Below are 23,577 nucleotides of genomic sequence, written 5' to 3'. Positions count from 1 at the left end.
GCCCCAGGCAGACCTTTACCGACAGCTTCACGCTGGATCATTGAACGATCTGTTTATAGTATTTAACCCAACCTCTGACATATCCATTGCCACTCATCTTATTGAATGCCACACGACGCTTCCATGCCACACCAGATTTCTTGGACTGCCATTTCTCCACTGTATTGGGGGCTGAATAGGCATCAAAGAAAGTAAAGAATCCACCTGCTGAGTTCCTCGAATGGCGCACCCGACCCTGACCACTTCCACAGGTCGCATGACGGGTGTAGGTGGTGCGCATCGATTTGGCACTGGTTTTTTGCAGATTCTGACTCATGGCATTGTAACAATACCCTTCACTTTTACCATAACCCTGATTGCCTGATGTGCCGCAATGATTGTCTTTGAAATACTGATACCCAGTGCTGTTATTACACGATCCTGAACCACCGGACTGGGTACTGGCAGGCAGCTCCAAACCCAGTTCAAACAAGTCAATAAACACCGGCTCATTCAACTGAGCAGTCACCGTGCGATGGACCAGTAAGTCTGCAGTATGTTCTCCCAACATGGCATGCATGGACAGCGGCAGATTAGCGTCTGACTCAGACAACACCGGACCATAATATGGGCTTTCCATGCTGGCCTCAGATAAACTGATGTCAATGAGTTTTTGTGGTACCGGTACAGACTCAGGTGTCAATTGCAGGTATTTCTGCAGGAAGTCACCATCGATCAGGTCCATGACGAACTGCTCCTGATCTCCGACAGGCACAATTTCACCCATCATCACTGTTTCCAGCTCAGGCACTTCGATGAATTTAACGGTGTTGCCATTGGACAACTCTATTTCCGCCAGGGTAAACCCTTTGGCGGTGTATTCCAGCCCGTACTGGGGTGTATCTGTGGCACTGGCATTACCCATCAAAGCCACTCCCAATCCCACTGTCAACATCATGTTTTTAATTTTCATATTTTTCTCCTAGATAAGTTAATTCATGGTGTTTTCCATTGAAAACAGGGACAGTGTATCGGCAGCCTGTGCTCACAAACTGCTCATTAAGTGCTCAACTGACTGCTGACTGAATTGGAACCGGCCTGACATCCCCTGGTTGAGCGTTTAACAGCTCTTCCAGCACGTCAGTGATCAACATATCCCTGGCTTTGGCCAGATGTCTGCGGTAGGTGCTGTAGCCCATGTGCAAGCGTTCAGCAATCAGCTGTCCGCTGGACATGGGGGCAAAATATGTGTGTGTCAGAATGGCATGGTATTTACTGGTTTTTGCTTGTTCGGTATAACGCTTAGCCATGCGCCTAAGGAGGGTTCTGAATTGTTCAACAACCTGGATGTGAGACCTCAGCAACGGTTGCCGGATCAACAGACTTTTCAATTGCGCACTGTCGGTAAACGATTTCAAACCACTCAATATAGCGGCTTTAATGAGCATTACCTGTTTGGCCTGTGAGGACTTACTTTTCAGCGTGATGTGGCTGACCTTACTGACCACAGGTCCGGGTGAGTTCGCACCTTGCTTGGGCGGTTCAAAACCAAGCACCACCAGAACACCCAAAAACCAGTCAATGTGTTGCCGGGTAAAATAATAAGGTTGTTCATGTTCACTGTCCACCACGCCTATCAATCGTCCATGGCGAACCAAAGCCATGGCCAGTTCGGACTGGCGGTGCTGATCATCAACCACATACCGGCTGTCATATGACGCTTCATTGATCACGGTGATGACCTGGTGCCTGGCAGTGTAACCAACCACGCCTAGATCAAATGGCAAAGAAATAGGTTGCATCACGCCGGCATGCTGGCAATGTTTCGGCCCAAAAGCCGCCACCTGGGTCAGCCTTTCATCCCGGCATTGGTAAACCACACAATCCTCAAAGCCAAGCGTGCCCAGCAGGACCGGCAGTTGTTGTAATGGGTCAGAACTGGCATAAAGGCCATGGTGCAACATGTGCTGATGTATGTTTTTGATCAAAAGGTGCTGTGATTCATCCATTGTGAACTCCCTGGTTGTTGGTTTTTTTAGCAATGATTACTCATGGATTCGTAAATTGTTCCTTTTTGTCCATTAATTTTTTAATAAATTAATATGATGATCCTGTTAAATCAGTCATCCAGCAGCCGGCCAAACAATCAACAGGTTCATTGGCCAATACATACTCACTTTTTGTAAACTTTTTTCATTTTAACAGACCACTAATTTCCCATTAACGATGGCTCAATCAGGTGTTTTTATGCTATATTTCACCATGGCTGGCAAGCTTCAACGGGGACTGAAAACCTGCTATGCTACTGATATATATGATTATATATCAATCGCTATGAAATTCGCCGCTGATTCCAGCTCACCAAACAACTGTGTTTTTTATTTCATTTTGATGATTTCAAATGGTAAAAAATATTTTTTTTGAAAATTTTTTCTTTTCAGGAAACCCAATAAATGCAACCTTCGCCCAACATAAAAAACAGCACATATACCCAGGATGAAGCTTATGAGGCCTCACTTTCATACTTCAAAGGTGATGACCTGGCCGCCCGGGTCTGGGTCAATAAATATGCCCTCAAAGATTCTCACGGCACCGTTTATGAACTGACGCCAGATGACATGCATCAGCGCCTGGCCAGTGAGCTGGCCCGCATTGAACAAAAGTACCCCAACCCAATGAACCAGTCTGACATCTTTGCCCTGATCCGTGATTTTGCATATCTGGTACCGCAGGGTGGCCCCATGACTGGCATCGGCAACCCCCATCAAATTGCCTCACTGTCCAATTGTTTCGTGATTGGCAACGACGGCGATTCTGATTCCTATGGCGGCATCATGAAAATTGACCAGGAACAGGTCCAGTTGATGAAACGTCGTGGCGGCGTCGGACACGACCTGTCACACATCCGTCCTCGTGGCTCTGCGGTGAAAAATTCAGCCCTGACTTCTACCGGCATTGTGCCATTCATGGAACGCTATTCCAATTCCACCCGTGAGGTGGCTCAGGATGGTCGACGTGGGGCTTTGATGTTATCAGTTTCAATCAACCACCCGGACGCCGAGGATTTCATTGATGCCAAGATGGAACAAGGTAAAGTCACAGGCGCCAATGTTTCGGTCCGCATTGACGATGAATTCATGCAAGCGGTAACCCACAACAGTGACTACACCCAAAAATATCCGGTTTTCAGTGACCAACCTCAATTCACCAACACCATCAAAGCCAAGAAACTGTGGAACAAAATCATCCACAATGCCTGGCAGTCAGCTGAACCTGGTATTCTGTTCTGGGACACCATCACCCGTGAGTCAGTACCTGATTGCTATGCAGATCTTGGTTACCGCACCGTCTCCACCAACCCCTGTGGTGAAATTCCACTGTGCCCCTATGACTCATGTCGTTTACTGGCCATCAATCTGTTTTCTTATGTCAAAAAACCATTCACCGGACAAGCCAGCTTTGACCAGCAACTGTTCAAAGAGCACGTTGCCAAAGCACAGCGCCTGATGGACGACATCATCGATCTTGAATTGGAAAAAATTGATGACATCCTGAGTAAAATTGATGCTGATCCGGAGTCAGTTGAAGTCAAGCGCATTGAAAAGAACCTCTGGCTGAACATCCGCAAAAAAGCCGAAGAAGGTCGCCGTACCGGTATCGGCATCACCGCCGAAGGAGACATGCTGGCTGCCCTCGGTATCCGCTATGGCAGCAAAGAAGGCAATGCATTTACAGAACAGATTCACCAAACCATCGCTGTGGAAACCTATCGGGCATCAGTCAACATGGCCAAAGAACGGGGCGCTTTTGGGATTTATGATGCCCAACGGGAGGCCGACAACCCCTTTATCCAAAGGTTAAAAAAGGCCGACAAGGACTTGTATGAAAACATGGTCAAACATGGTCGGCGCAACATCGCCCTGCTGACCATTGCTCCCACAGGTACCACCAGCCTGATGACACAAACCACATCCGGCATCGAGCCGGTGTTTTTACCGGTTTACAAGCGCCGCCGCAAGGTCAATCCAAACGACAAAAATGCCCGGGTTGATTTCGTTGATGAGGTTGGCGATTCCTGGGAAGAGTACACCGTATTTCACCATCGTTTTAAACAATGGATGGAGGTGAACGGGCATGACACCTCAAAAAATTACTCTGAAAAAGAAATCAAGAAATTGGTCAGACAATCTCCCTACTACAAAGCCACTTCCAATGATGTCGATTGGCTCAGCAAGGTACAAATGCAAGGCGCGGTACAAAAATGGGTCGATCACAGCATCAGTGTAACCATCAACTTACCTGAAGACGTCAGTGAAAAACTGGTGGGTAAACTCTACCTCGAAGCGTGGAAAGCAGGCTGTAAAGGAGTGACGGTTTACCGGGATGGTTCACGATCAGGCGTGCTGATTTCCAATGAAGAATCTTCGGCAGACGAGCTGGTTGACTTCCCCACCAAGCGTCCTGAAATTCTTGAAGCTGATGTGGTCAGGTTTCATAACAACAAAGAAAAATGGATCGCTTTTGTCGGTACCATTGGTGGCAAGCCCTATGAGATTTTTACAGGTCTTGCAGATGACGAAGACGGCATTTTCCTTCCACGCTCGGTTGAAAACGGACTCATCATCAAAAGCTTTATGGATGACGGATCTTCCCGTTATGATTTCCAATTCACCAACAAAAGAGGTTATAAAACCACCGTTGAAGGCCTGTCACATAAGTTTAATCCGGAATACTGGAATTATGCCAAACTGATTTCAAGCACCCTCAGACACGGCATGCCAATTGAAAAAGTTGTGGAGCTGATCAACACCTTACAACTGGACAGTGAATCGATCAATACCTGGAAAAACGGGGTAACACGGGCCCTCAAGAGGTACATTGAGGACGGTACTGAAGTGACCAAGGGAACCTGCGAGAACTGTCAGTCAACGGAATTGATCTACCAGGAAGGCTGCCTCACCTGTAAAAGCTGCGGCTCATCTAAATGTGGCTGATGTTGACCATCTGACCACCACAAAAAAAGCACCCATGAGGGTGCTTTTTTTATGAGTTATTATGCGGTCAAATCACTGGCCATCTGATGTGCTGCCAGCTGAACCTCTTCTGCCAGTTCAGAATCCGGTAAAGTCCTTGCCAGAATCATCCCACCAACACACAAAGCAGCCAAAGACAACGCTTTGTTTCTGGGAGACCCTCCACCAGCAGTCATGACCTGTTGACTCAGACTGGACTCAAACAGAAAAACCATGCCCTCCAACAGTTTTTGATAAGCCGCTTTGACTTCAGGTTGACTCCTGGCCACATCAGATGGCAGCGCTATCATGGGGCACTGACCATCCAGATCATCCAGGTGTGATTTGGACAAATAGCTGTCAATCATTTGTCGTGCCGCTTGCTGATCCAACCGTGACATGTCAATGCCAGCTCCTGCACGCCACTGTGCCCCTCTGCCCATCAGAAAACCATCAACTGCCTCTTTGAACAGCTCTTCTTTGCTGCGAAAGTGGTTATAAAAACCTCCCCGGGTCAAACCGGCTTGTTGCATGACCTGATCGATGGTGACTTTTTCATAACCAAACCGATTGAAGAGGATGCGCGCGGTTTCAGTGATTTGCTTTCTCACTTGGTTTTTATGGGCTTTGCTGTAAGGCATGTTGTTACTTCAATGTGAATCATCATGAGTGTAACAAAGAACTTTAATATGTTCTTTAACATATTTAATTCACTGGCACAATAAAAGCACCTTTTAAGCAATTTGGAGTTTACTGATGAACACATATTTATTGGTCTATCGTGGCGCTGTTCAACCTGAAAACGGTCAACAACACATGGCTGACTGGATGGCCTGGGTGAAAGATCTGGGCGATGCCATGGTCGATCCCGGCATACCTGTCCTGCCTTCAAAAACCATCACCGCTTCTGGCATCTCAGACACCCGCAGCGACAATCCAATTTCCGGAATCAGCATCATCAAAGCGGTTGACCTGGAAGCTGCGATGGCCTTGATCCGGCCTTGTCCGCACCTCCGTATTGGCGGTGGCATTGAAGTGGCTGAAGCCATGAACCTACCCATGGCCTGAGGGAGGACACCCATGAATCCAATCTTCACAACCGGCTCATTGGAAGCTTATCTACCCGCACTTGTCAGCCTGGCTTTGTTGTGTCTGATGGTGGTGATACAGTCTTTACTGAGTGCCCCCCTGGCCTTTTTGCGCAATGAACAGGCTCCCGGCATGCCACTCCAAGGTGATCATTCATTGCTCAGTTTCAGGGTTCTTCGCACCCATGCCAACTCAGCGGAAAGCCTGGCTCCATTTGGTCTCACCTTACTGCTGGCCATCTCAGTCAATGCATCGGTTCAATGGGTCAATGGTCTGGCCATGGCCCATGTGGCATTCCGCTTGCTGTTCTGGCTGATCTATTACAGCGGTATTGGCAAAGTGGCTGGTGGACCCAGAACCCTGAGTTTTGTCGGCGGCCTGAGCTGTAACCTGATACTCATCATCATGGTATTCACCACCATGTTCTATTGAATCATTCTGGTGATCTGGCATTATTTCTGGAAATCACTATTTGAATTGCACCGCCGTCATCTGACCTATATAGACCGGCAGGTATTCAATGATTTCAAATTCGCGAACCTGCGCCATGTCCTGCCACATCAGGGCATGGCCCCGGGTCCACCTGAACGGTTTAACCCGTCGCTGAAAACGAGCCATTTCGTCTTCGGTGGCATCCCGCAAGACACCCAGTCTGACCTTTATGCGCAGCGCTGGAGGTTGATTAAACCGCCCCTTGAAGAGGGATTTCAACCAAAACCATTTACCATCATTCACCGCCATGAGGGTGGCATATTCACATGACACCGCGTTTTTGGGAATGCTTTTGGTGAACTTCTGAAAAAACCAACCAGATCCTTTGTCTTTCAGCACCACGCTGCCAATGGGTGACACATGAGGCTCACCAGCCTCATCCACGGTGGCTACTGAACAATACACGGCTTGTGAAAACAATGGTTTAACCTTTTCCAGAAATAACTGATCATTGACTTGCATATTTTCCTCCAATTAGAACAAACATACCTTGAGGTATGTGGATCGCCAATGTAACATACCTTTGGGTATGCAGCAACAAAAACCGGAAAAAACCGCCATGCAAAAAGAGATGAACAATGACAACGACAGTCAATTGGCCTGGCTGAAAATGGCCATCCGCATCCTTGATACGGAAGGCTGGCGGGAGATGAAGATCAAAACCATTGGTGATCGGCTGGGCGTTACCAAAGGCAGCTTTTATCACTGGTTTAAATCCAAGCGGGATTTTGAGTGGCAGGTACTGGCTTACTGGAAATCACGCTTCACTCAAGGGTTCATTGAACAGGCTGAGACCGGCCAGAATGCCAGGGAAAAACTGTCATTATTGGGTCAACAATGCATCGATGGGTGCATTGAAGGGAACCGGCTGGAGTTTGAAATCAACGCCTGGTCACAGGCTGATGACCAGGTCAAAGCCTTTGTGACCTCAGTTTATGAGCAACGCCATGGTTATTTGTTGCATTTACTGGAAGGTATATACGATGATCCTGCTGAAGTTAAACGTCACGGCCTGATGCTCTATTGCCTGGTCATAGGTATCGATTTATTCTACCGCCAACTCAGTCGCGAAGAACTGGAAATGATCTTTGCCGACTACCTGGTCTGAGTCATCATCCACTGGCTCCTGAACGACCCAGTTGCTGATACTGTTTGGGCGTCATCCCAAACTTTTTCTTGAAACAGGTGCCAAAATATGAAACCGAACTGAAACCACATAGGTCCGACACCTGACTCACCTGCAGCCCTTCCCTGAGCTTTTCCCTGCCATGTTCCAAACGATGATCACGCAATAAATCCAATGGCCCCACCCCAATCAAAGCCTTGACCTTGCGTTGTAACTGACGCTCACTGATCGCCATGCGCGAAGCCAGATCGGCTTTTTGAATGTACTCATTGCCAAACACTTCGACAATCACTGCCTTCAGCTGATCGAGGAATCGAATGTCCTGTTTGGTCAGGTCCAGGTGTTCAAGATCACCCTTGTTTTCAATGATTTGTGCCGTCTGGTTTTGTAGCAGTTGGCGAACCGAGAGGATGTTCTGTAACTGGGCGTGCAGTTCATGGGCATCAAATGGTTTGGTGACATAGCGGTCAATGTTTGCCCGCCAGCCCTTGATGCGGCTCTCCCTGGTATTCAATGCCGTCAGTAAAATGATCGGAATGTGGGACGTTTTGCTGTCATTGCGTAACACCCGGGTCACCTGATAACCATCCATACCTGGCATCATCACATCACAGATGATGATGTCAGGAATTTCTTTCAATGCCAGACCAATGCCTTCATCGCCGCGACTGGCCAGTAAGCACTGATACCCTCCCTGAAGCACTTGAAGGGTATGTTGCTGCATGTCTGGGTTGTCCTCAATGATCAGCACTGTTGGCCGCTGTTCGTCATCCTGTGCATCAGGTTGTTCCACCACCACATGTTGATTGATTTCGGTGCCGGTATTTCTGACCAGTTGTTCGGTCATTGCCTCAGTCAAACCTCCGTCCACCTGCTGATCAGTGACTGGGAAAGTGACCACAAATTCAGCACCGCCATCAACAGGATCAAGCACCTGGGCATGTCCTTTGTTGGCCACTGTGACTTCTTTAACCACAGCCAAACCAATGCCGGTACCCTGCACACCCTGGTGGCCGTCCAAACGCACGAACCGATTGAATATCCGACCTTTGTCCTGGTCAGAGACACCTGGTCCGGTATCGCTTACGCTGATACTCACATGCCCCTTGTTGATCTCAGTTGATATTAGCACCCGTCCACCTTGGGGGGTGTATTTGATGGCGTTGGACAGTAAATTCCCAATCACCATTTCCAGACATTCACTGGTGGCATACACATTCACATCATGTTCGTTGTTCAGCCTCAAATCAATGCCTTTTTCTCTGGCCAAGGGCGTGAACGATTCAAACAGCATCAGGCAAACCGGTTGCACGGCCTGCACTTCTCTGATGACTTCTTTGTCCTGTTCGGCCTCAGACAGTTTCAGGATTTGCCCGACCATCAACAACAAACGCTGCGCATTGCGTTTGATCATAGACACTTTGTCCTGATGTTGATCAAGCACAGGTAAATCTGCCAACTGGTCAAGCGGACCCACAATCAGCGACAAAGGGGTTTTGAACTCATGGGTGACATTGGCGAAGACTTCATTCTTATGATCCAGCAAGGATTCCACCATTTGCTTTTGCCTGACCACTTCCTGTGTGCGCTCTGCCACCTGAGTCTGTAACTCTCTGGCCCGGTTGCGGCTGGCGATGGTTTTGTAATGAACAAACCCCCAGATCGAAAGCAGAATGATCAGCCCATAAGCTGCATATGCCCATGGCGAAAACCAGGGCGCCGGATATACGGTGATGGCCAGCTGTCTGGGTTCCGGGTTCCACACCCCGTCTTTGTTTGCCGCCTTGACTTCAAATGTGTAGTTTCCCGGGCTGAGGTTTGTAAAGTTAGCCCGCCGGTTATCGGCTCCTACATACTGCCAGTCATCATTGAACCCCAACAGCCGGTAAGCAAACTGATTGCGGGCGGGAGCGGCATAATCAAGGGCAGCGAACTCGAAACCAATGTCCAGATCATTGTGACTCAGCTCCAGAAAATCGAGTTGCTCAATTGGCTGCTCCAGCAAAAACCCACCCATTGTTTGTTGACCCAGACCAATGGTTTTATTCAACTGTGACACTTCAGTCAACACCACTTTCGGAGGTGTTTCATTGATGCTGATGTCTTCCGGGTTAAACGCATTCAAACCATGACGACCGCCAAAATACAACTTACCAGAGGCACCCTTATGGCTGGAAATCAATAAAAAGTCATTGCTTTGCAAGCCATCTGACTCAGTGTAGCGATGAACACGCTGATCCTCCAGATCCAACTGGTACAAGCCGTTGTCACTGGACATCCAAAACCGACCAAAATCATCCTGGATGATTTCAAAGACAGTCACATTAAAGGTTTTTTCATTGACTAAGTGACTGAAATCTCTGACATCTTCTCCTGGTCTGAACTGCAGCAAGTATTGTTTATCCGCTGCCACCAGCAAGCCATCATTTCCATCTGTAGACAAACCCGTGATGTCGCGGACAAAGTGACCATTTTCCAGTTGAATCGTTACCTGTTGCAGCCGATTCCCGGCCAATTTGAATAAGCCACCGGTGCCGCTTACATAAGTGCCACCTGAAGTTACTGCGGCATGATAAAAACGCAAGGATATTTCATCACCATCCTCCGACATATACTTAACCAGTTTCTGCTCCGTTTCATTAAACGCATAAAGCCCCTGGTCAGTTCCAAACAAGTATGAGTCATCATCCAATTCATACAGGAAAAAGACGGGCACGTTTGGAATCAACTCTGACCACCTGCGGATGCTCTTGGATGAAGTGTCCAATAAATGAATACCCGTTAAACCCATGAGCAATACTTGATCACCTCTGGGGAAAAAGGAAAACACATATTGACCTGTATTCAGTGAAGAATCATTGGATTGACTGTAGAAATCGACACAGGTTTTTAGCGTGGTATTCAAGAGCGTAAACCCCTGGTTGGTCCCCACCAAAAGTTCATCTGTATTCAATTCATACATCCCATAGATCACTTCACTTGGTAAGCAGTTAACCCCAGAACCCACACCCGGAACAGCACCAAATTTCAGGGTGTCTAAGTTGATGTGATTCAAGCCTCCATTGAAGGTACCCAAATACAGATCATTCAGCGGAGAAGTGGCCACAGAGATGACGGCTTTGTCATTGATACCTTTGGGATTGGAGCTGTCGAAATTGAAGTGGGTTGTTTTACCCGATACGCTATCAAACCCATAAACCCCCATTTGATTGGTTCCTATCCACAGGTTTTTTGAATCTGATCCCAAAGTATGAATTTCAACACCATGCAACACATCATCACGTCCTTTGAAGCAATGACATTCAGGATCGTACTGATACAGACCATCAGATCTTCCCAGCCAGACCCTGCCCTGAGGGTCACGATGGACAAGGTGTTTTTGTCTGTTCGGAACATCTGATCTGACTGCAACCGATGAAACGGCTGAAGTACCAAGGTTTAATGACACAACACTGTCCTTTAATCCGGCTGTCAACTGGTCCTGGCCCAATACAATGGCTGAAAATATGGTTTCTTTGATTGGATTGTTAAATGCAGTGGTTTGTAACTCCTGGTCAACCTGGATCACAACATGATCAAAAATCAAATAAACATGTGCTTCTGATTGAGCCATGACCTGAAAGGAACTGTAATCGATATGCTCCAAACCACCGAGTTGAAAGACCAGACCAGATTTGATGTAGAAAACCCCATCTTCTTTGGTCCCTATCCAAATCACACCGTTGCCATCTTCCGCCAGCGCTCTGACTGAATTAAAGGGCAATCCATTAGGCATATTAACCTGTGAAACGCGATATCCGTCATATCGGTATAAGCCTTTCAATGTTCCCAACAGGACCAGGCCATCGCTGGATTGAATCACTGATCTGATGATAGAGCTTCTCAACCCATGATCAGAGGAGACATGCTTGAACTGATTTCCCAGGAGCTGAGCACTGACCAACAGCAGTACAATAAACAGAAATAACTGCCTGCGATGAAACCTGGCAAATGGTCTGTTGGGATTGATATAATGATTGCAGTTTTGCATTTGCTTCAATGTAATTTCCTAGAACATCATTCTGAATGTAAGGTCGTAACATTAACACAGAAAAAACCCCGGAAAGATCCAGAGTTTCTTCACAATACACTGAGCCATTTACAAACTCAATCAAAAGGCTCTAAAGTGGCACAATTTTCCGGAATGTGCAGCTCTTTTTCATACAGCGTGATTTTACCATCTTGATAATCTTTCGCCACTTCTGCAAAGTGAGGCGAATTACGGACATTAGCCACACAGGCTGAAAAACTTGTGTTATCGGTCATTCCACCACCATGTCTGATGGCTGGCATATCATGATGAATAGAACACATATATTGTTGACGAATCCCTGGCTCTGAATTTGAGGTAAAACTGAAAGTCGACGCAGAAACCACCGTCAAAGCCAACAAAGAAAGTTTAATTTTTTTCATAAACATGCACTCCTAAATAAATGTTTTCAGTTATTCAAACGTGAATTGTGGCAAAAGCTTGTCAAATATTCTTAAGCGATCATTTCTGTAAAACAAGAAAGGCAAGGCAGCCTGATGAGTGTTTTAAGCCAGATACGATGTAAGTTTCATTGATTGACTCAAATGACTGTACACACACGGATTCATACTGAATATGGACAGACCAATCATGCTGGCCTCAGAGTGGACTGAGTTCAGTTGATTGGCAGCAGGCTGACCCGCAGTCAGGGTTAGGCATCATTATACATACACACTTGAATTGATTCACCCTGCGCATTGTATGTGATTGTCAGAAGAATAAATGCTCAATGGCATTAAATTGAGATTTTTTGGCTTATTTTTTAAAAACCAAACAATTCCATTGATATAAACAGCCTTTCTGAACTCAATACCAGCCGAATCCGAAGATCAAAACAGCACCAATCAGTGCCAACCAGACCAAACCAACCAACACCGCTTTGATGACCCCGTCACCTTCCCGCGGTACATGGGTCAGAAAACCATCATGCTCTTCAGCCTCAATTGGTTTGAAGCTGCGATAAATTTTGAGTGTCAAAAAACCCAACAACCAGCACAACAATACCAGCATCAAAGCCAGCAATGCCAGTCCACTGAGTCTGTACCCCATATAAAATTTCATGGCAAACGTCCTTTAACCATCAATGAACCCTGATCACATTGTGCTGAAAATCATTCATAACCTGCTTGCCATCTCCTCCGTAGTGCATGACCTGATCTACATAGTTTAATGTTGATCCAGAAAAGAAGTGAGTAAAAACAGGACATCAATTTGCAAATATCAGCAGCCATTGGTAAGCAACCGGATGAAATCATCTGGCTGAAGTTTCCCGCATCAGATCATGGTTCAAAGTCATCGGTAAATATGATGTCTGGATCGCTGGTATAAAACCGCACATCCACCCGGGTGATGTTACCCTGAACATCCGCCACTTCGGCACGAACATGTCGCTCCAGATCGTCTACCGGCACCGGCTGACTGAGGGCCAGCTCATAAACGCCGTCACTGGTATTGACCAATAAATCACCCAGTTCGTTGTTGGCAGGCCGACCATTGACTGTGAAATCTGCCATCACCGAAAGCGTACTCATATCCAGGCCTGAATTACCGTCGGCCATGCCCAGCCTGATGAGGTTTACCAGACCGGCATTGAAATTAATCCGGGGTTGACTGATGGTCAGGGTGGGCTTGAGGTCATCCAGAAACCAGCCCATGCCCGGACTGCCCCTGATCACCGACAAATCAATTGGCGCTCCCAGATCAATCCACCTGGCCACAGTCATCTTGTCTGCCATGCTCAAACCAGGCAATCCACCAGCCGGGTGTTCACTGGTGGCGATGTAATCCAGATCCGCATCATTGGGATTGGCGCCCTGCGGCAGGGTGGTGGCATCACCGGGAACTGATTCGGTTGGATGATCGGCATTGGTCCAGCCATCCAGACGTTCACCGAACAACTTCCAGGTCAGCAGCGAGCGGCGGCTTTGAAACTTACGGATGTAGCGGCTGGCATTGGTCTGACGCCAAACGCCATTGCCTATCACCGGAGGATAACCGAATTGCGCGCTTTCATCCCTGGCCAGGCGCCGGTAGTCACCGGGCAGATCATCGTCCAGGCTGTGATCTGCCAGGTCAAGTTGGCCGGCCTGCTGCGTGCCGTTGTGGCAGCTGACACAATGGTTTTGCAAAATCGGCCTGATGTCCTGGAAAAATTCCACATCGACCATGGCTTGCGGTATGTCATCCAGACCGTTGGCACCGGTTTCATCGCGGGTGACCATGGGTGTCATGGCAGCCAGATCTGCAATGGTGTACGCTGGTAAAGCAGCGGCTGTGGAGGCAAACTCCAGCGGCTGCTGACTGTGGGCATGGCAACCACCACAATCGGCACGCATTTCCCCAGGTCGTACCTGGTGCCAGGTTTGTGACATGTTCAGCACCATGCCTTTGCGGTCAATGGTTTGGAAAGTGAACGGTGTATCGGCAGGTATTTTTACCAGAAAACTGGTGTCGGGCTGGCCTTCGGCGTCCAGTACCGGCGAACCATCCTGATTAAATTTGCGTACTGGGATTTCACCCATGATGCGCAAGCGCTCATTGGCAAAGTTGTAAAAATCGGTGGCGGTGCCGTGATGAGCGGCATCAGGCCCATAGCGGCGATCGGTGTTGGGTTCCATGCCAACGATGCGCACTGCCCAGATGTCGCTGTCCTGATAAACACCGGCATCAGCGCCTTGCCAGTCCCAGTTACTGCTGCTGCGGTTTTCCGAGGTATTGAAAGGGTCCAGACCAGCAAAATCACTGTCACCACGGCCCGGAAAGGTGTCCCGTTTGTAGAGGCTGCTGGAGCCGACCAGGCCATACGGGCTACCTGGTTCCAGTGACGGATGATCACTGCCATCATTGGGCAACCATGCCAGACTGGCAGGCTCAACATCACCATGAATGGCCCGCCAGGGCACCACCGCCCTTGGCCAGGCTTCATTGTAATCTGGATCGTTTTTGATCAGCACCAGATCTTCCGGTTGCCAGATCTGATCGCTGTTTTCAATGACGTATAAGCCACCATCATAATAAGGAATGGTGGTCGGCCGGTTCAGGTCATTGGCAGGCCCCGGTGTCCAGACGACCAGCAGATCATTGCCTGGTGCCGCCGATGGCTGGGTGAATTTACCCACGCGGTCTCCGTTATTGTCACCCACTGGCGCAGCACTGTCACCCGGATGAGTCATCGGCGTCACGGCTTCATAACCCCAGGGAGTAAAAGACATCTGAAACGGTTGCAAGCCTATGCTTTGACTGACGGTTTGTTCTATGGATGGATTTTGTGATGGAAACGGGCTGCCAAACCCCGAGGTGCCTTGTGGTACCTCCAATGGCATTTTGAACAATGCGCCAAAGCCGTTGTTATTGAGGTTATAGTATTGTTCAACAATCACTTCACCGGCGGAATTCTGGGTCATGAAATGAAATGCATTTGGCGAAGTCATGGCACTGACCAGGGGTTCCCAGCGACGACCATCGGGCTGAATCGTCCAGATGCCCCACAACCGACGATCACGGATGCCCTGGGCTTCGTAACTGGAGAACATCAGGCGGCCATCATTTAGGATGGTCGGGTGCAGAGCACTGCCAATGGTCATAGGCGCAATGGCTTCGATGTTGCTGCCATCCACATCCATGACAAATAACTGCAAGGTGGGGTTGGTGAATCCTTTGGTTGGTACAAAACCATTGCGGTTGCTGGTAAATGCCAGGCGACCTTCGGGCAATGGCATGGGGCCCAAGTTTAAAATACCATAACCCAATCGGTTGTATTGCGAGCCTGGATTAAGCGGATTGCTTTCATCCCAGTTGCCTGCTCCGGTATTGGGGGTAAATTCACCAAAGGTCAATTGTTCAATGACCCGGGTGTAGAGGTTGAGCCTGAAAATATCAGCACCCTGGTGGGGTAAATCACCCCTCTGGCCATTCAGGCTGCCCGGACTCAGATCATGGAACAGGCTGTAATACACCCACTGAGCATCAAAGGAAATCACCGGGTCAGTGACTCCGCAGATTTCGCAATTAACCAGCACTTCTTCGCTGCCATCCGGGTGAAGCAACATCAGATCAGCACCGGGATCCATGCGGGCCGGGTGAAAAATTTCCGGCCAGGTGGTGTTCACCACGTCACCAAACCTCGCTTGCCTGACATATACAATGTCGTATTCAATCTGCGCCCTGGTGTCCTGGACACAGCACCACAGAAGCAACAGCGCCCACAATACTGAATTGTGTTTCATATTTTTCTATCCCACTTAACGCAAAACGATCCTCCAGCCGGGCTGGAGAACAGCCGCCCAACGGAGGATCGTGCATTGATGATTGTATTAATCAGCGATGGTCAAAACATCGCCTGAAGCCAACCCTTCCATTTCATTCTAGCCCCAACAGACAGGTTTAAAAGAGACCTCAATCACAATTCCACAACTGAGCCCATTTCATCATGTGTTAAAATTTGGTTTTTTGCCGACCGCCTGATGTCTTATTTTGAAACCAACAAACAATCATGGAATCAACGGGTTGAAACCCATTTCAATTCAAAATTTTATGATGTGCCTGGCTTTCTGGCAGGACAAACATCACTCAATGAAATCGAACTGAACGGGCTGGGCGACGTTGATGGCCTGACGTTGTTGCACCTGCAATGTCATTTTGGCCTGGACTCCCTTTCCTGGGCCCGCCTGGGCGCATCGGTCACCGGGGTGGACATTTCCGATACTGCGATTGACAAAGCCCGGGAGTTACAATTACAAACCGGTCTGGATGCCAAATTCATCAGCACCGATGTGTACGATTATGGCAGGCACAATGAACAGTTGTTCGATGTGGTTTACACTTCCTATGGCGCCTTGTGCTGGCTGCCGGACATGGACCATTGGGCACAGGTGGTGGCCAAATGCCTTAAACCTGGTGGACGTCTTTATCTGGCAGAATTTCATCCAGTGATAGATTTACTGGCGGGATATGAGTATTTCCATAAAACCGAACCCGATGTATCACAGGAAGACACCTATACGGAAAACTGTGATGGCAGTGAACATGAATTTGCCGTGTGGGCCCACCCCATGGGTTCAGTGATCACCGCACTGGTGACTGCTGGACTGAAAATTGAACGGGTGGAAGAATTTGATTACAGTCCGTACAATTGTTTTGCCGATATGCAAGAACAACAACCCGGCCGCTATTATCTGATCCATCAAAACCACCGGGCCCCTCTGGTGTACAGTATCCTGGCCAGCAAACCAGAATGAACCAGTCAGCCCACACGTTGTGGGATGACTGGTTGCAAATTGCTCAGGCCCGTCTCCGCAGCCGTGGCCAGACCAGATGTATGACAAACATCACACCACCGATCAGGATCAACACCAAAGGCACAACGGGACTGGCAGGTAAAAAGCCCAGAGACCCAATCAGACCCATCGATCCGGCCAGTAACACAGGGGCCAACACCGGCCAGCCGAAGCGTCCTGAATGCATGGCAAAGATGGCCAGCCAAATCAACAACACACTCAAAACACTGATCACCTGCCCGCCGCGGCTTGCTTCTGCTGCTGCATAGCGAATGTGCACATAAGCCGCATCACTTGATTGGTTGGCATACAGTTTTTCAAAACTGAACTGCACCCCTTGTTGTGGCACCTGTAAACGCAAAGGTTGGTGCCGCCGGTCTGCCATTGATTCCGCGGTCAATGCCCTGGGGTTAACCTGGCGGTTCTGTAAACGCACCTGCAGATTGCTGTCAATGCCATAATAATCCGGCCCCTGTGGCAGGAACACATCCCATTCAGATTGGGTGACCACCATATCCGGCTGCGGCAAACGGGCTTGAATCTGGCCCATCAGGCCCAGTGAATCCAGTGGTGTGGCATAAATCACTTCCACCGGAAATCCCGTGGTGGCATTGAGCATTTTGATCAGGATATCGTGATCGGTTCCGGCTCCGTGTGCGCCCGCTCTGGCAGGTTTTTCCGCCTGACCATCAACAAACACTGACCACACATCAGAGCCTGCTGGCAAACTCAGCCGTAAAAACTGCTGCCGGCTGTTGCGCACCTGAAAACGCGCTGTGGTAACTGCCAGACCATCACTGGTGATCAGCGTCTGATAGCGGGCGGTTTCAATCGCAGCCACCTGGACTGCCAATTCTTCATGACGGGTCATGCTCAGGCTCAGTTGATGAGGTTGATCGGCATTGACGTATTTATAAGACAGCAGGATCGGATTGGTGGTTTTTAACACCAGCTGCTGAGGCAGCTCATTGATCGCCAGCGTAGACAGGTGTTTGGTCTTCGTTGCTTGGATTTCCACCGCAGTCAATGCTTCAACCGCAATCCGGCCGTGTTGCACCTCTGCACCACCAACGGTGATGGTTGGCACCGCAACAGCAGATTGTTGATCGGATAAAATGTGTTCGTAATTTACCTCCAGCTGAAACTGTCCCTTCATTTCCTGGGTAAATTCGACTTCGATGTGTTGTTGATCCTGTTGGTCCACAATGCGGTGTTGGCGGATAGACGGACCGGAAACGTTCAACACATTAACGCCCTCAGGCAGACTCAATGAAACCGCCACCAGGCTGCCAGACTTGACATCCAAACGAATACCAGCACTGCCCCGAAGCGTCACTTCACCCAAAGAGATCAGGGTGTCTACCTGAGCATCATATTTACCCTGTTGACGTTCGGGCGCCATGGTGATCACTGACAACTGAGGCAACTCAATGGCATACTTAAAGGTGTGGGCAATGGTCTGAGCGATCTGGTCTCTGAATATGGCGGGGATCTGATTCTCTCCGACCCGGGTTACCCCCTGTTCATTCACCGGCTTAAGGGTCAATTCCTGGCCGACCAGCAAAGCCACGATGCCTCGTTGCCGGTGCATTTCCAATGCTTTGATCAATGGCACCTTGATGGCAACGCCCGGTTGGCCTTCGCCACCGGAAGTGGCCAGCAATTGTTCATATGCCAGTTGCAATTGAAAAGCACCGTTGACTTTTCGATCCAGATAGACGGTGATGGTTTTCAATTCTCCATCAACGCTTTCCTGCCAATCAGATACCGCCGCAGTCTGACTCGACAGGCGGTTGATCTGGCTGTCGGCCGGCACTGTGAAAGACAACACCGAAGTCTCTCCCTGGGTGATCTCATAATCCAGCAAACCACGGCCATAGAGCACCCCTTCTTCGGCTGAAAAAGCATGATAAATGTTCGCATTGGCGCGCCAGCCGGTGGCCATGTCATTGGGCACCGCATCAATCCAGCTGATCTCAACTTCATTGGTCAAGGGCACAAAACCTCTGGCAATGGTGTGTTCATCCTGCTGTTCACTGGTGACCTGAGTTGCCGGAAAAAAACTCACTTCTTTGCGTCCTGGCAATTGCAGACTGAATGCAGAAATCGCCACTTCCGGTGTCGGAATCACCACTTTGGGTGGCCCGGAGTGTTGTTCGACCGGCACCTGGAAAGTGACTTGTATCTGGTGCATCCCACGGCCCTGTAACATCACCTGAAAGTGGTCGTCTTTATTCAGCACAGTGGCCGGCTGACCATCAATGTGTACATCATGCAACACCACAGTATTGGCCAGTACCGGTAATTGCATCTGCTCACCACTGAGCACATCCACCTGGTAATCGGCCACCAGGGTCAACGCATCATCATGCCATTCTCCGGCATAGTTGGCCCGGCTGATCACATAACCACTTTGTTCCGGCACCCGCCAGGTCAGCAACAAAGCCGTGGTGCTGGGAATCCTGGCAGTGATCTGTTGTTGTTCGCCTGCTTGACCAGACTGCACAGCAGTGGCCGGAATCACTGCCACATCCAACGGATCACCTGTATAGTTCAGACGCAACGCTGCCGAAGAAGACCTCGGTACCGGAACAGGCAACACATATCCCTGCTGTGAACGCACCGCATCAATGGCGTATTCCAGCAACAGGGTATAGGTGCCTGACTGTCGTGTACTCCAGGACAACCACTCAGCACGCTGTGTCAATTGCACAGGCCGACCATCGATGGCCACCAGACTGATGGCCGTACCCACTGGTAATAAGGGCACCACGGTCCATTCATCTGCAAACACTTCCAGAGTGGTTTGCAATTTGATCCTGGCATTTGTGCGGTCAGGCTGTTCGGTCAGTTGAACCTCAAGGTCGGCTTGCCCAATGGCATAGGCCACCGGTGCAGGCAGCTGAGGGTCCCTGGCCGCTTCAATCAACTGAATGTAATGCTGCAAATTGACCCGTACGTCACCGGACTCGATGGGTTGATCATCTGCTGTAGCTGTCAGACACGACCACATCAGTATGGTGAATAATAAAAAGGTGAGGTTTTTCATGGCAAAGCCCTCCTGTTCAGGATGGCAAAGCATCCTGGTTAATGGTGTAAAAAAGAATAAAAATCAGTGTTTATGCAGTGAATTTGGTCATGGGCCATGCCCCGGGTGTTTATACCAACCGGCTAACTGCAAGGCTTGGGCCAGCCAGACCGCTGAACCGTCGTTGGTCATGGCTTGCTGGCGGAGCAATGCGAGGTACTGTTCAATGACCCGTTCATCGGCCTGCAGTTCATCGTCGCTTTGCCAGCCGGTGATCCGTTGTCGCAGACCACGGTAGACATCATGCAGCTGTTGCAGCTGTTGAATGGCCTGTTCAGTATGTCCGGCCCGGATGAGTGATGCCGCATGGGTAAACGCCTCAGCAAAGTGATGAGCCAGATGGTTTTTCAATACATTCCGCTCCAGCTGACCCATGGTTCGGCTACCACGCTCAAGGTTGAACTGTTGGGAGATTTGCGCATTGCGCAGCTGGATCAGGTCTTTGTATTTCAACTTAACATCAGCCACGGTACCAGGCTGTTTGACCAGCACATCCAACATGATCACATGGGTGTCTCCGGCAAAAAAGTTGGGGATGATGATCTGAATGCCTTCATCATCTTCACCCCGGTCTGCCTGGATACCGTGGTTGGCCGCCATTCGTTGATCCAGACTTTGTTCAGCTGCCCTGACTTGTCTGGCCTGCAATTCGTTCAGCGCATGTGAACCGAGCACATCAATCAGTTCTACCCCGTCTGCCAGACGGATTTGCAGACGCAGAGCCCTGGCCACTGCTCGCGAAGCCGCTTTCAATTGAGCCTGAACCACCCGATCCGCATCTGTTATACCGGCCAGCACATGGTGGTGACCCTGACCAACCAGAGCCAGCCGCTGTAACTGTCTGCCCGGGTCATCATTGCTCAGCGACAGGGTATTGAAACTGATGCCATTGGTGGCCTGTTGTTGTACCCAGTATTCCATGGCTGGCAATGCTTGCTGATCCTTGTCAGTAATCAACCATAAGGCACTGGAACCCAACACAGCTTTGGGGTTGTCATGCTGCTGCAGCCAGGCGCCGGCTGCGGGCAAAACCTGTTCAAGCGGCCAGAATAACTGTAAAGCATCTGTTGGTTCACTGAACAATTGATTCAGCATCAATTGAACCGGTCCATGACGGAAATCCACTGGTTTCAACAACAGACTACCCTGCTGTCCGGACGGGCCGGTGTGATACACACTGATCTGATCACCAGGTTGTTTGTGTTTCAGCAGAGCGGCCAACAATGCGCGGACCGCCGACTCACTGGTCTGTGGACTGATGTCGAGCACCACTGCGAGGTTCAATGCAGTGCGGTGACCACCCTGGTGTTCACTGGCCTGGATACCCACCTGAAGTCGCATCCGGGTTCCGTTAGTTGAGACTGGATCAACAGCGGCCAAATCACTGCTGACATACAGTGCCAATGGAGCGTTTTGCGGGGTATCGAAAGGTTGGAGATGATCCATTGGCTGAGGCAAATCCTGCAGCCCTGAGGCCAGCAGCTGAGCCTGAATCCAACGCATCTGCGGATCACCCGGCAGATAGGTATTGGCCCAATAACCAGTGGCTTGTTTAAAACTCAGCCCTGAGGTATTTTGCCGCTGTTCCAGCCAGGCATCTGCAGCCTGGGCGTGAAGACCTCTTTGGGAACCGTCAGGCCCGGTGGGTGCTGGCAATCCAGCGCCTGAAACCTGCTTTTTCGAGACATCCTTTTTCTGTTTCACCCGGTCTATCTCGCCTCTGCTGCCAGGTTTGAATGCTGAAGCGCTCGCTGCTTGTTTGCCTTCTGTCATGTGAGCGGCAGCCGATAAGCGGTTTTCTCTGCCCATTCTGTCCAACTCAGCTGGTACTTCATAGCCCAGTTCCTGTAATAGCCTGGGTTGTGGTTTGGCCGGTTCAACCACAGGACCTGCCGGTATTTGCTGCTGTTCCTTGTGCGCTGAATCCAGTTTGTCATCATCCGTAAAGGGGCTTTCTGAGGCAGCTCTGGAGACTTCCAACTGCTCCAGCAATGCTTCAGAATTGGGTTTTCTGCGTAAAGCTTTATCTGCCGACACATTGTCCGGATGGGCGTTGTTTTTTGTAAGTCGCTCAACAACCGAATCTGACGCCGTTGTCATACTGTTATGATCCGCTTGCAACTCATCCATCAACGGCGGGGCCACAGCAACTGCTGGCATCTCGACTTCCTCTTCGACCAAATCTGCTGCCACATCTTGACGACTGATCCGTGATCCGGTGATCACGATCCGTTCAGCTGAAGAGTCTTCATCCTGGTCCCTATCACCAACAAGCTGCTCTTCTTTAGCCAGCGCTGCGGTTTTTTCCGACATGGATGCTGGTTCTTCAATTGGCTGATTGCGTTGCCGGTAAAATCCATCGGCACTGGCTTCAGGGGCCGCATCAGCACTGAACGTCACCAACGGAGAATTCTGTGTTTCGGCTTCTTCCCGTTCGACTGACTGATTGACACCATCGATCGGGGCCTGTGAAAAATCGGCCTGAAACTCACCCAGCTGGTTGTTGTATAACAGGCCGGCAACCGCCACCAACACAAATGATGCAGCCAGACCTGTGGCCCATCCGGGGTTAAGGCGGCGCTGAGGCTTGGCCACCTGATTTTTATTGACAGCTGCCAGGGTCCGGGCAAATACATCATCACTGACGTCATGCTCAGGCAGTTGATCCAGTTGTTGTTGCAATGCCACCCATTCAGCATGATAAGCAGCACAATCTGTACATTGTTCAAGGTGTTGCTTCAGGGTGGCGTCCCGGATGGGTAACGACACATCCAGATCAAGCAACCGGGCTTTGATGTGATCGCATTTATTCATGGGTAACTCCTGATGGACTGGATTGAGTCCGGTGTTGGGTTTGTCTGGCCTGGAAGGCTGACATAAGACTTTGTTTCGCCCGTCGTAATTGGGATTTGATGGTGTTCACTGGTAACCCAAGCATTGCACCAATGTCTTTGATTTTCATCCCCTTGACCATCGACAGGGTCATGGCTTCGGCCTGCGCTTTGGGCAGGCTGGCCAACGCTTCTTCTAACCAGTCCATGGTTTCAGTCAAATGAGCGGATTGCTCCGGGTCAGGCCGTTCATCTTCAATGGTTTCAGCGACCTCCACAACGGTCAGGTGCAATGACTTTTTTCGCTGAAAATCTCGCAGTGTGTTGATCGCAATGGTGAATATCCATGGACTCAAAGGTTTGCTGGCCTGGTATTGGTGAGCTGATTTATGAATCTTGAGAAAAATGTCCTGAAACAAATCATCACAGTGCCTGGTATCCAGGCCATGACGCACCAGAAATGAATACAAGGGCTTCCGATAAGCCTGCATCAGTTGGGCAAAAGCCTGCTGATCGCCACCCAGATGCGCCGCCAGCCAGTTGCGTTCTTCGAGGTCGGCCACCCGATTTTGCCGGGTATCAGCGGCCTTTGTCTGGGTCATGATGCGCATGGTG

The 23,577-nt window shown here is 49.6% G+C and carries 16 protein-coding genes; 5 read left to right on the top strand and 11 right to left on the bottom strand.

The genetic code is table 11. The annotated features are described in order from the left end of the window. Window positions 1-37 precede the first annotated feature (37 nt). Window positions 38-952, bottom strand: a complete 915-nt coding sequence (locus tag B0475_RS01005) for a hypothetical protein (protein WP_077409547.1) — start codon at window positions 950-952, stop codon at window positions 38-40. Between the two features lie 94 nt (window positions 953-1,046). Further along, on the bottom strand, window positions 1,047-1,988 hold the full coding sequence (locus tag B0475_RS01000; RefSeq protein ID WP_077409546.1) for a GAF domain-containing protein: 942 nt from the start codon (window positions 1,986-1,988) through the stop codon (window positions 1,047-1,049). Window positions 1,989-2,432: 444 nt separating this feature from the next. Between B0475_RS01000 and B0475_RS00990 the strand changes: the two genes are divergently transcribed. Continuing rightward, the gene (locus B0475_RS00990; protein ID WP_077409544.1) at window positions 2,433-4,973 is read left to right on the top strand and encodes an adenosylcobalamin-dependent ribonucleoside-diphosphate reductase; all 2,541 of its coding nucleotides are present in this window, start codon (window positions 2,433-2,435) and stop codon (window positions 4,971-4,973) included. A gap of 59 nt (window positions 4,974-5,032) precedes the next feature. Here B0475_RS00990 and B0475_RS00985 read toward each other — a convergent pair whose 3' ends face one another. Continuing rightward, window positions 5,033-5,632 carry a TetR/AcrR family transcriptional regulator gene (locus tag B0475_RS00985; protein WP_077409543.1) on the bottom strand — a complete coding sequence of 200 codons (600 nt, stop codon included), beginning with the start codon at window positions 5,630-5,632 and terminating at the stop codon, window positions 5,033-5,035. 115 nt (window positions 5,633-5,747) lie between these two features. On the opposite strand from B0475_RS00985, the gene B0475_RS00980 reads away from it, so the two are divergent. After that, window positions 5,748-6,059 carry a YciI family protein gene (locus B0475_RS00980; RefSeq protein ID WP_077409542.1) on the top strand — a complete coding sequence of 104 codons (312 nt, stop codon included), beginning with the start codon at window positions 5,748-5,750 and terminating at the stop codon, window positions 6,057-6,059. 12 nt (window positions 6,060-6,071) lie between these two features. Then, window positions 6,072-6,512 carry an MAPEG family protein gene (locus B0475_RS00975; protein ID WP_077409541.1) on the top strand — a complete coding sequence of 147 codons (441 nt, stop codon included), beginning with the start codon at window positions 6,072-6,074 and terminating at the stop codon, window positions 6,510-6,512. Window positions 6,513-6,548: 36 nt separating this feature from the next. On the opposite strand, the gene B0475_RS00970 is transcribed toward B0475_RS00975, so the two are convergent. After that, window positions 6,549-7,034, bottom strand: a complete 486-nt coding sequence (locus B0475_RS00970) for a pyridoxamine 5'-phosphate oxidase family protein (protein ID WP_077409540.1) — start codon at window positions 7,032-7,034, stop codon at window positions 6,549-6,551. Window positions 7,035-7,071: 37 nt separating this feature from the next. Between B0475_RS00970 and B0475_RS00965 the strand changes: the two genes are divergently transcribed. Further along, the gene (locus B0475_RS00965) at window positions 7,072-7,680 is read left to right on the top strand and encodes a TetR/AcrR family transcriptional regulator (protein WP_198538060.1); all 609 of its coding nucleotides are present in this window, start codon (window positions 7,072-7,074) and stop codon (window positions 7,678-7,680) included. Between the two features lie 4 nt (window positions 7,681-7,684). On the opposite strand, the gene B0475_RS00960 is transcribed toward B0475_RS00965, so the two are convergent. The 4 genes from B0475_RS00960 to B0475_RS00945 form a co-directional block, all read right to left on the bottom strand. Continuing rightward, the gene (locus tag B0475_RS00960; protein ID WP_198538059.1) at window positions 7,685-11,560 is read right to left on the bottom strand and encodes a hybrid sensor histidine kinase/response regulator transcription factor; all 3,876 of its coding nucleotides are present in this window, start codon (window positions 11,558-11,560) and stop codon (window positions 7,685-7,687) included. A gap of 284 nt (window positions 11,561-11,844) precedes the next feature. After that, window positions 11,845-12,150, bottom strand: a complete 306-nt coding sequence (locus B0475_RS00955; protein ID WP_077409537.1) for a hypothetical protein — start codon at window positions 12,148-12,150, stop codon at window positions 11,845-11,847. A 424-nt stretch (window positions 12,151-12,574) separates the two neighbouring features. After that, window positions 12,575-12,829 (bottom strand): hypothetical protein, encoded by a 255-nt coding sequence (locus B0475_RS00950; RefSeq protein ID WP_077409536.1) that lies wholly within the window; start codon window positions 12,827-12,829, stop codon window positions 12,575-12,577. A gap of 218 nt (window positions 12,830-13,047) precedes the next feature. Continuing rightward, window positions 13,048-15,993: an HzsA-related protein gene (locus B0475_RS00945; protein WP_077409535.1), complete on the bottom strand. Its 2,946-nt coding sequence runs from the start codon at window positions 15,991-15,993 to the stop codon at window positions 13,048-13,050. A gap of 237 nt (window positions 15,994-16,230) precedes the next feature. On the opposite strand from B0475_RS00945, the gene B0475_RS00940 reads away from it, so the two are divergent. Next, entirely contained in the window at window positions 16,231-17,004 is a 774-nt protein-coding gene (locus tag B0475_RS00940; protein WP_077409534.1) for a class I SAM-dependent methyltransferase, read from the top strand. Between the two features lie 43 nt (window positions 17,005-17,047). Here the strand turns inward: B0475_RS00940 and B0475_RS00935 are convergent, their stop codons facing one another. The 3 genes from B0475_RS00935 to B0475_RS00925 form a co-directional block, all read right to left on the bottom strand. Then, on the bottom strand, window positions 17,048-20,092 hold the full coding sequence (locus B0475_RS00935) for a hypothetical protein (protein WP_157892577.1): 3,045 nt from the start codon (window positions 20,090-20,092) through the stop codon (window positions 17,048-17,050). An 87-nt stretch (window positions 20,093-20,179) separates the two neighbouring features. Next, on the bottom strand, window positions 20,180-22,945 hold the full coding sequence (locus tag B0475_RS00930) for an anti-sigma factor family protein (RefSeq protein ID WP_077409532.1): 2,766 nt from the start codon (window positions 22,943-22,945) through the stop codon (window positions 20,180-20,182). Continuing rightward, window positions 22,938-23,564 (bottom strand): RNA polymerase sigma factor, encoded by a 627-nt coding sequence (locus B0475_RS00925; protein ID WP_198538058.1) that lies wholly within the window; start codon window positions 23,562-23,564, stop codon window positions 22,938-22,940. Before B0475_RS00925 ends, B0475_RS00930 begins: the two co-directional genes overlap by 8 nt. Window positions 23,565-23,577 lie beyond the last annotated feature (13 nt).

The organism is Marinicella sediminis, assembly GCF_002000055.1.
Classification (GTDB): domain Bacteria; phylum Pseudomonadota; class Gammaproteobacteria; order Xanthomonadales; family Marinicellaceae; genus Marinicella; species Marinicella sediminis.
This window is presented reverse-complemented; position numbering and strand designations above follow the sequence as displayed.

Bases quoted from the DNA above. Each gene is read 5' to 3' on its own strand.
- B0475_RS00970 (WP_077409540.1), bottom strand. From the start codon at position 7,034: ATGCAAGTCAATGATCAGTTATTTCTGGAAAAGGTTAAACCATTGTTT.
- B0475_RS00985 (WP_077409543.1), bottom strand. From the start codon at position 5,632: ATGCCTTACAGCAAAGCCCATAAAAACCAAGTGAGAAAGCAAATCACT.
- B0475_RS00935 (WP_157892577.1), bottom strand. From the start codon at position 20,092: ATGAAAAACCTCACCTTTTTATTATTCACCATACTGATGTGGTCGTGT.
- B0475_RS00925 (WP_198538058.1), bottom strand. From the start codon at position 23,564: ATGACCCAGACAAAGGCCGCTGATACCCGGCAAAATCGGGTGGCCGAC.
- B0475_RS00950 (WP_077409536.1), bottom strand. From the start codon at position 12,829: ATGAAATTTTATATGGGGTACAGACTCAGTGGACTGGCATTGCTGGCT.
- B0475_RS00945 (WP_077409535.1), bottom strand. From the start codon at position 15,993: ATGAAACACAATTCAGTATTGTGGGCGCTGTTGCTTCTGTGGTGCTGT.
- B0475_RS00940 (WP_077409534.1), top strand. From the start codon at position 16,231: ATGTCTTATTTTGAAACCAACAAACAATCATGGAATCAACGGGTTGAA.
- B0475_RS00955 (WP_077409537.1), bottom strand. From the start codon at position 12,150: ATGAAAAAAATTAAACTTTCTTTGTTGGCTTTGACGGTGGTTTCTGCG.
- B0475_RS00990 (WP_077409544.1), top strand. From the start codon at position 2,433: ATGCAACCTTCGCCCAACATAAAAAACAGCACATATACCCAGGATGAA.
- B0475_RS01000 (WP_077409546.1), bottom strand. From the start codon at position 1,988: ATGGATGAATCACAGCACCTTTTGATCAAAAACATACATCAGCACATG.
- B0475_RS00975 (WP_077409541.1), top strand. From the start codon at position 6,072: ATGAATCCAATCTTCACAACCGGCTCATTGGAAGCTTATCTACCCGCA.
- B0475_RS00980 (WP_077409542.1), top strand. From the start codon at position 5,748: ATGAACACATATTTATTGGTCTATCGTGGCGCTGTTCAACCTGAAAAC.
- B0475_RS00930 (WP_077409532.1), bottom strand. From the start codon at position 22,945: ATGAATAAATGCGATCACATCAAAGCCCGGTTGCTTGATCTGGATGTG.
- B0475_RS01005 (WP_077409547.1), bottom strand. From the start codon at position 952: ATGAAAATTAAAAACATGATGTTGACAGTGGGATTGGGAGTGGCTTTG.